Source organism: Vibrio salinus (assembly GCF_021272385.1).
Taxonomy (GTDB): domain Bacteria; phylum Pseudomonadota; class Gammaproteobacteria; order Enterobacterales; family Vibrionaceae; genus Vibrio; species Vibrio salinus.
In genome coordinates, this window is sequence record NZ_JAJSDZ010000003.1 from 1 (window position 1) to 8,872 (window position 8,872).

The 8,872-nt window shown below is 39.8% G+C and carries 6 protein-coding genes and 6 pseudogenes; 10 read left to right on the forward strand and 2 right to left on the reverse strand.

Annotation, left to right across the window (positions count from 1 at the left end):
• Positions 1-130: 130 nt before the first annotated feature.
• The 3 genes and pseudogenes from LRQ06_RS20975 to LRQ06_RS00135 all read left to right on the forward strand — a co-directional run.
• Positions 131-265 (forward strand): annotated as a pseudogene (locus LRQ06_RS20975) (hypothetical protein); the annotation flags it as partial.
• Between the two features lie 22 nt (positions 266-287).
• The gene (locus LRQ06_RS00130) at positions 288-1,079 is read left to right on the forward strand and encodes a putative O-glycosylation ligase, exosortase A system-associated (protein ID WP_257794067.1); all 792 of its coding nucleotides are present in this window, start codon (positions 288-290) and stop codon (positions 1,077-1,079) included.
• Positions 1,066-1,434, forward strand: a complete 369-nt coding sequence (locus tag LRQ06_RS00135) for an O-antigen ligase family protein (RefSeq protein ID WP_232764391.1) — start codon at positions 1,066-1,068, stop codon at positions 1,432-1,434. Before LRQ06_RS00130 ends, LRQ06_RS00135 begins: the two co-directional genes overlap by 14 nt.
• A 50-nt stretch (positions 1,435-1,484) precedes the next feature.
• Here LRQ06_RS00135 and LRQ06_RS00140 read toward each other — a convergent pair.
• A pseudogene (locus LRQ06_RS00140) lies at positions 1,485-2,143 on the reverse strand (DeoR family transcriptional regulator); the annotation flags it as partial.
• Positions 2,144-2,355: 212 nt separating this feature from the next.
• Here LRQ06_RS00140 and ltnD point away from each other — a divergent pair.
• The 7 genes and pseudogenes from ltnD (at position 2,356) to LRQ06_RS00170 (ending at position 8,202) form a co-directional block, all read left to right on the forward strand.
• Complete coding sequence (gene ltnD, locus LRQ06_RS00145; RefSeq protein ID WP_373054798.1) at positions 2,356-3,285, forward strand: L-threonate dehydrogenase; 930 nt, start codon at positions 2,356-2,358, stop codon at positions 3,283-3,285.
• A pseudogene (gene otnK, locus LRQ06_RS00150) lies at positions 3,282-4,554 on the forward strand (3-oxo-tetronate kinase). The gene ltnD and the pseudogene otnK overlap by 4 nt, the downstream one beginning before the upstream one ends.
• Before the next feature lie 40 nt (positions 4,555-4,594).
• A pseudogene (locus LRQ06_RS00155) lies at positions 4,595-5,112 on the forward strand (class II aldolase/adducin family protein).
• Positions 5,113-5,176: 64 nt separating this feature from the next.
• A pseudogene (gene otnI / locus LRQ06_RS21165) lies at positions 5,177-5,952 on the forward strand (2-oxo-tetronate isomerase).
• A 66-nt stretch (positions 5,953-6,018) separates the two neighbouring features.
• Positions 6,019-7,474, forward strand: a pseudogene (locus LRQ06_RS00165) (GntP family permease).
• Between the two features lie 156 nt (positions 7,475-7,630).
• A complete protein-coding gene (locus tag LRQ06_RS21170) occupies positions 7,631-7,969 on the forward strand; it encodes a TetR/AcrR family transcriptional regulator (RefSeq protein ID WP_373054799.1) in 339 nt (112 codons plus the stop codon).
• The gene (locus LRQ06_RS00170; protein ID WP_232764398.1) at positions 7,852-8,202 is read left to right on the forward strand and encodes a hypothetical protein; all 351 of its coding nucleotides are present in this window, start codon (positions 7,852-7,854) and stop codon (positions 8,200-8,202) included. The genes LRQ06_RS21170 and LRQ06_RS00170 overlap by 118 nt, the downstream gene beginning before the upstream one ends.
• On the opposite strand, the gene LRQ06_RS00175 is transcribed toward LRQ06_RS00170, so the two are convergent.
• On the reverse strand, positions 8,171-8,872 hold a 702-nt coding region (locus LRQ06_RS00175), incomplete at its 5' end, for a DMT family transporter (RefSeq protein WP_232764400.1). The two genes, LRQ06_RS00170 and LRQ06_RS00175, sit on opposite strands and share 32 nt — an antisense overlap.

Sequence of the window (8,872 nt, forward strand, 5' to 3'; positions counted from 1 at the left end):
TGATTTCTTCTTATGAAAAAATATATAGTGGAGAAGCTTAATGATTGAAGGGTTGTTATTTTTAGGATGTTTAGTTGTTTTGATATATATAGTATATCAGGCGATTAAAATAGATAACCAAGGTAAGTAAATGCGTGGTATTGTATTTTTAGCAGCCTTTATTATTCTTGTTATATTTGCTATTAGGCGACCATTTGCATCTGTAAGCTTATGGTTGTGGAGTGGTTTATTTGTTCCCTTCTATTGGATTTATGGTTTTGCATCGACAATAAGTTATAACAGTATTTTTGCTGGTATCACTATTTTGGGGTATTTTATTTATAGAAGAAAACCTAAATTTAGAATGGATAAAATATTCTTTTTTTGTGATTTTATTTTTAATACATACTACGATAACAAGCTATTTTTCCTTAGCCCCATCAGTTATTGTATGGATGTCATGGAATAATTTTTTTAAAGCGATTTTATTATTTATTTTTACAATGCTAATAATTAGGAAAAGACATCATTTTAATTTGTTTTTATGGATGATAGTTCTTTCTATTGGATTTTTAGGTTTTGTTGAAGGGTTGAAATTTATAGCTTCTGGTGGTGGTCATCATATAAAAGGGCCATCAGGAAATATATTATCGGATAATAATCACATGGCTTTAGCCTTATGTATGACAATGCCTTTTATTATTTATCTTATTCAGGAAACCGAAGAGAAATTTTTAAAAATTGGGTTGAGAGTTTTAGCTGCCATATGTGTATTAGCTATTTTAGGTACTTTCTCTCGAGGTGGTTTGATTGGGCTGATCATCGTCTTAGGATATTTTTGGTTAAAAAGTCAGCATAAAATAAAAAGCATTGTCGTTATCATTTTAGTCGGAATGATTTCATATAATTATTTACCAGAGAGTTGGTACCATCGTATGGATACAATTGATACTGCTATGCAAGACAGTTCATTCGTAACTCGGGTTAATTCATGGAAAATTCATACTCTTATGGCTTTGGATCGTCCTCTTGTTGGTGGAGGATTTAAAGGGCCACAAATGGGGGTATGTCTGGCAACGATTAGCTGTGAATATCGATAAGTTTGATTTTATTCCAACTCCACCACCGGGAGATAAGGGGTGGGCGGCACATAGTATTTATTTTGAAGTCTTAGGTGATCAGGGGTTTCCAGGACTATTTTTGTTTCTTTCTATTATTTTTCTTAGTTTTAAAAAATTGGCATCCATTGAAAAATTTTATTTTGATTTAGAATCCAAAAATTGTTGGCAATATCGTTTGTCTAAGATGATAAAAATTTCAATTATGGCTTATTGTGTTGCAGGGGCTGCAGTTTCATTAGCTTATTTAGAGTTGTTTTATGCAATAGTTTCTATTGTAGTTTGTTTGGATATGGTAATGAAAGATGATATTAATAAAATAAACACGGTAGATTGATTTTTAAATTAGAATTACATGTATAAGAAAAAGCATTGCTAATATTTATATAGGGCATGAAAAGGGGCTACTTTCCCAAATTTTGATGAATCTGAAATGAGGTAGCATTTATTTGCAACTTCTGTGATCGTTTTTTTTACAATGACTTTATTTTCACTTGGTGTTGAGATTCCTTTCATGTTCCATGACGATGTTGATATGAATGCAATATCAATATTCATAGTATATAAAAAGTCAGAGACTTTGCTCCCTACAGCGGATTGGTTTGCACGATCGATTAGTCCACCTGTATGATAAATTTTACTCTGGGAGTTGTTCATTAAATAGGTAGCAATAGGGAAATCATTTGTGATGAAAATGAGGTCGTCCCGGTTTGCTAATTGTTTCGCGACTTCTAACGAAGTTGTTCCTGCATCCAGATATATTGTTGTATTTGCTTGCACTTGGTCTGCAGCCAGTTTACCGATCTGTTCTTTTGATGTACGCGTTCTGTAATTTTTTTGGAATGAGGCAGTTCTTCGTGTAATTGTGTTGGTAATTTAACCCCACCGGAAATAGATATTACCTTTCCTGACTTTTCAAGTTTTGCAATATCACGTCTTATTGTCATATGAGACACATCGAGAATGTTAACTAATTCAGTGATGCTTATGATGGGTTGTTCTGTTAATGCAGACAGAATTGCTCTATGGCGTTCGGCTGGAATCATTCGTTTTTTCTCTTATCGGAATCTTTATTCTTATTATCTATCTTGTGTGAAAAATTGTGAATTAATAATTAATGAATTTGACTCAGATGTTGTTGGTTGGCATTAAGATGCACATAAATTCACAATTTTTGTTTATTTTTGTGAATTTATGTGACGTGAGCGTTAGATTAGTGATAATGCGTAACATATAATCACACTATAAGGTGTAAATCATGAATGAAAGGTATGAGAAAAATATGAATAACGAAAATAATAAAGGCGTAATGGTGATTGGCCTGGGGTCTATGGGAATGGGGGCTGCTAAGTCATGTGTGAAGGCTGGTCTGACAACTTACGGTGTAGATATAAATACAGAGTTGCTAAATGAACTGAAAGCGTTTGGTGCCGAGGCTGTTTCCACAAACGCAAGTGATTTTGCCAGTGTCATTGATACTGTCTTGCTCTTGGTTGTCAACGCTTCTCAGGTTAAACATATTTTGTTTACCAGTGGACTCTGTGAAAATTTGTCAACAGGCACAACAGTTATGGTTTCCTCTACCATTTCAGCGACAGATGCAAAAGACATCGAAGTGAAGCTAAAAGAAAAGAATCTTATCATGCTGGATGCCCCGGTCTCCGGTGGCGCGGTGAAAGCCGCTGCCGGGGAAATGACGGTGATGGCGTCCGGTAGTGAAAAAGCGTTTGAAAATCTGGCCCCAGTTTTAGGAGCGGTAGCAGGGAAGGTGTATAAAATTGGTCAGGACATTGGTCAGGGTTCAACCGTTAAAATTGTTCATCAGTTATTAGCCGGGGTACATATTGCAGCCGCTGCAGAAGCGATGGCGCTGGCTGCACGGGCAAATATCCCTCTGGATACTATGTACGATGTTGTTACGAATGCAGCAGGTAATTCATGGATGTTTGAAAACCGAATGCAGCATGTACTGGATGGTGATTATTCGCCTAAATCGATGGTCGACATCTTTGTTAAAGATTTAGGATTGGTCTCGGATACAGCTAAGGATCTGAAATTTCCGCTTTATCTGGCTAATCCGGCACTAAGTATGTTCGTTAATGCGAGCAATATGGGTCTTGGAAAAGAAGATGACAGTGCAGTTATCAAAATCTTTTCTGGTATCGAGCTCCCAGGGGGTGACAAATGAGTGTCAAACTTGGTGTGATAGCGGATGACTTTACCGGAGCGACCGATATTGCAGGTTTTCTGGTCGACAGTGGTTTAAGCTGTATTCAGTTAACAAAAGTTCCTACAGAGATTGACGCCAAACATTCGGTAGATTGTGTCGTGGTTAGCCTCAAATCCAGATCTTGTGATTCGGCACTGGCAGTTTCAGAATCTGTTTCTGCATTACGCTGGCTGAAAAAGCAGGGGGTGTGAACAGTTTACTTTAAATATTGTTCTACCTTCGACAGCACTGAACGGGGAAATATAGGCCCGGTAACGGATGCTCTACTGGATGAACTTGATGAAGATTTTACGGTGGTTTGTCCTGCTCTTCCGGTTAATGGTCGCACGGTATTTAATGGTTATCTGTTTGTGTTTCAGGAAATACTCAGTGACTCCGGAATGAGCAAACACCCCAATCAACCCGATGACAGAGTCAAATTTGATCAAGTTGATGGAAAGACAGTCAGCCGGAAAATGTGGATTGATTGACTACCAAACTATTGAAAATGGACCTCAGTCTGTTGTTGAAAAGATTGAAGAACTAAAAAATCAGGGTAACCGATACGCGGTAACTGATGCATTTACGGTTGAACATTTACAGACCATCAGTCAGGCCACGCGGAGTCTTAAATTACTGACAGGTGGTTCTGGTTTGGCTCCGGGAATAGCGAGTCATTATGCTTCCGGAACTCAAGATTTCGCTTCAGCGAGTCTGATGGGTTATCCGGAAAATGCTCCTACCATCGTTCTGTCTGGTTCGTGTTCTGTGATGACTAATAAGCAGGTTGGGGTCTATAAACAATTAGTTCCATCATACGAACTTAATATTGTTGATTGTCTGGATAATTCTGATTATGTCGAAATTGTCACTGAATGGGTGAAAGGTAATCTTGATTCGACACCTCTGGCACCAATTGTGTACGCAACTGCCCAGCCGGAAGAGCTGAAACGGATTCAAGACCGATATGGCATGAAAGAATCCAGTGAGGCTGTTGAAACCTTTTTTCAACGATTGGCAGAGCGTTTGAGTGATATCGGTATTAAAAACTTCATTGTTGCCGGAGGAGAAACATCGGGAGCAGTCACAAAAGGTCTTGGAGTCAATGGTTTCTATATCGGTCCACAAATTGCTCCAGGTGTTCCATGGGTTAAATCTATTGATGGTTCTATTTCTCTTGCTCTGAAATCAGGAAATTTCGGTGATGAGCAATTTTCAAAAAAGCACAGGACTTTTGGTTATGACTGAACATGAGTTAAGAAAACAGATGGTATCTCTGGCTCGCTCGATGTTTGAACGTGGTTATTCAACCGGAGGTGCGGGTAATTTGTCATTGAAATTGCCCGATGGCAATTATCTTGCTACCCCAACAGGTTCTTGTTTTGGAAGATTAAAAGAAGAAACGCTTTCGGTCATTGATATCGAAGGAAATCTTCTTGCCGGAGATAAACCATCAAAAGAAGTGCAGTTTCATTTGGCCATATACAAACAGAATCCGGATTGTAATGCGATTGTGCATTTACACTCCACTTATCTTACGGCGTTGTCGTGTCTGAAAAATCTCGATACTGACAATGCGATCAAAGCTTTTACTCCATATTACGTAATGCGTATCGGACAGTTACCCGTGATCCCGTATATCAAGCCGGGTTCACCTCAATCGCTGAGGAGCTCAGTAAACGAGCGAAAGATTTCAGGGCTTTTCTCCTTGCCAATCATGGACCGGTGATTACCGGAAGTAACTTTGAAGATGCGGTCGATAACGCGGAAGACTTGAAGAAACAGCAAAATTGTATTTTTTACTAATGGAGCATGAGGTGAATTATTTGACTGATGCGCAAGTTAACGAATTAAAAGAGGTGGGTAAATAATGGCTAAGTTCGCTGCAAATTTAACAATGATGTTTACGGAAGTCGAGTTTTTAGAACGATTTGAGAAAGCGGCACAGGCAGGATTTAAAGCGGTTGAATTTTTATTTCCATATGATTATGAACCGGAACAATTAGCGCAATATATTGAGAAATATAATCTTGAACAGACTCTGTTTAATTTATATCCGGGGGATTGGGTCGGTGGTGAAAAAGGGTTTGCTGCTCTTCCGGGAGAAGAAAAACGTTTCAAAGACTGTATTGAACAGGCTATTCCTTATGCTGTCGCCATGAAATGCCAAAAAAGTGCATGTGATGGCTGGTATCGTGAATCCCCAATATACCCGGGAGCAACACGAAGAAACCTTTATCAACAATATTCGTTATGCGGCTGACGAGTTTTCAAAACACGGCATTAAGGTTGTACTGGAACCTCTGAATAGCCGGGACGTACCGAATTATTTTATTCTCATCAACGAGAAGCTGTGAACTGATTCGCCGGGTTGAACGTAAAAATGTCGGGTTACAGTTTGATGTTTATCACGCTCAAATCATGGATGGGGATTTATCAGTGTTAATTAAAGATCTTGCTCCTTATATCGGGCATGTTCAAATTGCTTCCGTGCCAGACAGGCATGAGCCAGATGAAGGTGAACTGAATTTTAACCATATCTTTGATGTTCTTGATTCAGCCGGTTATGACGATTGGATCGGTTGTGAATATAACCCAAGGGCAACCACAGAGGAGGGACTGGCCTGGTTTAAATTGCGTAACTAATAAAAATAAAAAAATCAATTAGTTAATGATAAATCTAATTCAATAACGTGACAAAAGGGTAAAATTATGGATGGGGCAATCATTGGTATAGTGATAGGCATTGTCACTATGATGATCATGATCATCAAAACTCGGATTCCGGTAGCTTTAGCCATGATCGTAGCATGTTTGATCATGGGTTTATTTGCCGGAATGGTACCAGATGCATTAGTTAGTGCGATTAAATCCGGATTCGGGGGAGTACTTGGCGGAATAGGCCTGATCATTGCCTTTGGTGTAATGATGGGGGCTTGTTTCGAACGCTCCGGAGCCGCAGTTAGGATGGCGAAAACATTCGTAAAAATATGTGGAAAAGGCCGAGAAGATATCGCGTTGGGTCTGACTGGGGTTATCGTCGCTATTCCAGTATTTTGTGACTCTGCGTACATCATCTTACACTCACTGGTCAGAGCGATTTCCAGAAATACCGGACGTTCTGCCGTAGGGCTAGGAGTTACTTTAGCTCTTGGTCTTCTGATTACTCATGCATTGGTTCCGCCGACACCTGGCCCTATTGCCGTTGCTGGTATTCTAGGCGTTGATTTGGGTGTGTATATGGTGTGGGGGCTCGCTGTTTCCATTCCGATGATGTTGCTGTCGATTATTTATATTCGCAAAGTAGGTAAAGAATACTATCGCGTACCAAGCGATGACGGCTGGATCACGTCTGAAGCTGACTGGGCAAACTTAGAGAAAATAGAAGAAGTGGATGACTCTAAATTACCGGGTAACTTTATCTCCTTTGGCCCCATTTTTATTCCAATTGCCCTGATTTTGGCAAACACTCTTATTAACAAAGGAGACTCTACATTCCACACGGTGATCAGTTTACTTGGTAACCCAGTCGTTGCAGTTGGTATCGGTGTCATCATTGCGCTGTATGGACTTACCACGCATATCGATCGTAAAGATATGATTGGCTCTATGGATGATGCGTTATCAAGTACAGGATTAATTCTTGTCGTGACAGGTTGTGGTGGTGCGATGGGGGCGGTACTAAAAGCATCAGGTGCAGGTCCGGTTGCTGCTGAAGCGATTGCTAGTAGTGGTATTCCCGCATTACTGGTTCCTTTAGCTATCTCATCAATGCTTCGGTTGATTCAGGGGTCTGCAACAGCATCTATGATGGTAGCCGCAACGATGAGCCTGCCTTTAGTCGAATCTCTGGGCTTGGATCCTGTCTTTGTCGCGTTGGCATGTGCAGTGGGACCGGTTGGTTTTTCTCACTTAAATGACTCTTACTTTCATATTATTAGTCGTACTTTAGGGATTTCTGATTTACCGGATCAGCTAAAAATTTGGACAGTGAGTTCAACGATAGCCTGGGCCATTGGTTCTAGTATCGTGTTACTTTTGAATCTGATTTTGGCAGAGGCGGTACAGTTATTGATCCTATTGTGCCAATAGTAGTGCTTGGGATCATTGTTATCTGGATTAAATGAAATCAAAACCATCTGCAACACAGCAAATCGCAGAAAACTAATCCTTTACTTACCAATTTTAGACAGGAGAGTGATTTACTCTCCTGTCTATACTCAGTGAATAACCTACGATAATTTTTTTTGAAGCATCAAAATTGTATAATGCAGACAATGAGTTCCGGGATTGGTCGTTCATATCGTGACAAATACAAAACAGAATGAAATTGGTTGACTCTTCAATCAGGCTTTTTACCCAATGCGGTTATAACGGTCCGAGTATTGATAGAATCTGCGAAGAAGCTAGTGTTTCAAAAATGACGTTTTATCGCTATTTCAAAGATAAAAATGCGCTCATCGAGAGTGTATTGAGCCAGAAGCGCACGCAGTTTGTTGAAGCGGTAACTGATATCGAACAGTCTGAATCTGGCGTAAGAATAAATTGTTTACCATTTTTCAGTACTACGAAGAGTGGTTTAATAGTGAGAATTTTAATGGATGCTTGTTCAGCCGGGCCTTATTTGAAGCTGGTAATACCAATAACCACATTAAGAGTCTGAATGCTCAGTTCAGAACTGAGATGCTGAAAGTGTTCAGAAGAATTCTATCTGAAACACTTAAGCCGGAAGCCGCTGAAAGAACATCATTGATGATCTTAATGTTGATTGATGGCGCCATCATTGCACAGGGGTCAAACAGAGATACACCTGCGAACAAAGAATATCCGCCAGTCCTTGTTGCCTGGCAAGCTGCAAAAAACATTATTTATGCAGAGGGGGGGCAACTAGATTAGCTTTTTTCTTTCGCTTGCTGGAGCAGAACCATATTCCCGTACCTATGAGCAGAGCACTGATGATGTGGTAGGTTTTCAGATTCACGTCTAAAAATAGAATACTGAATACTCCGCCAGATAGAGGAATGATGTGAGTGTATATTTCTCCTCTTGTCGCGCCTATTTCACCGATGCCTTTATTCCAAAACACATAAGATAACCAGGATGGGAAAAGTACCAGATACAGCAAGCCTGTCAGAAATTCTTTGTCTGTATAAGACGACAAGTCAACAGCCTGTTTAGCAGATACGTGGTACCAGACTATAGGGATTAGCATGATTGCTCCAAGGAGTGAGCTGGTTGTCACGAAGGCGTTACCCGGAATAGTTTTGTCTTTTAGGCGTAAAAAAGAGCAATAAATTGCCCAGCTCAGGGCTGAACCCATTGCCCATAAGTCCCCGGTATTAATATTATGAAATACACTGGTATCCGTTATATTTCCCTTCATAACCAAAAAGAAAACACCAAAAGTACTTAAGATGACGCCACAAATATTATTCAAAGTGATCTTATCCCGGAAAACAATACCATTGATGATTAAGACTATTCCCGGTGTAGCAGACATATAAATGGCAGCATTTAAAGACGTTGTTGTCTGTAATCCAATGTAAAGGGTGAGAGGGAAGAATAC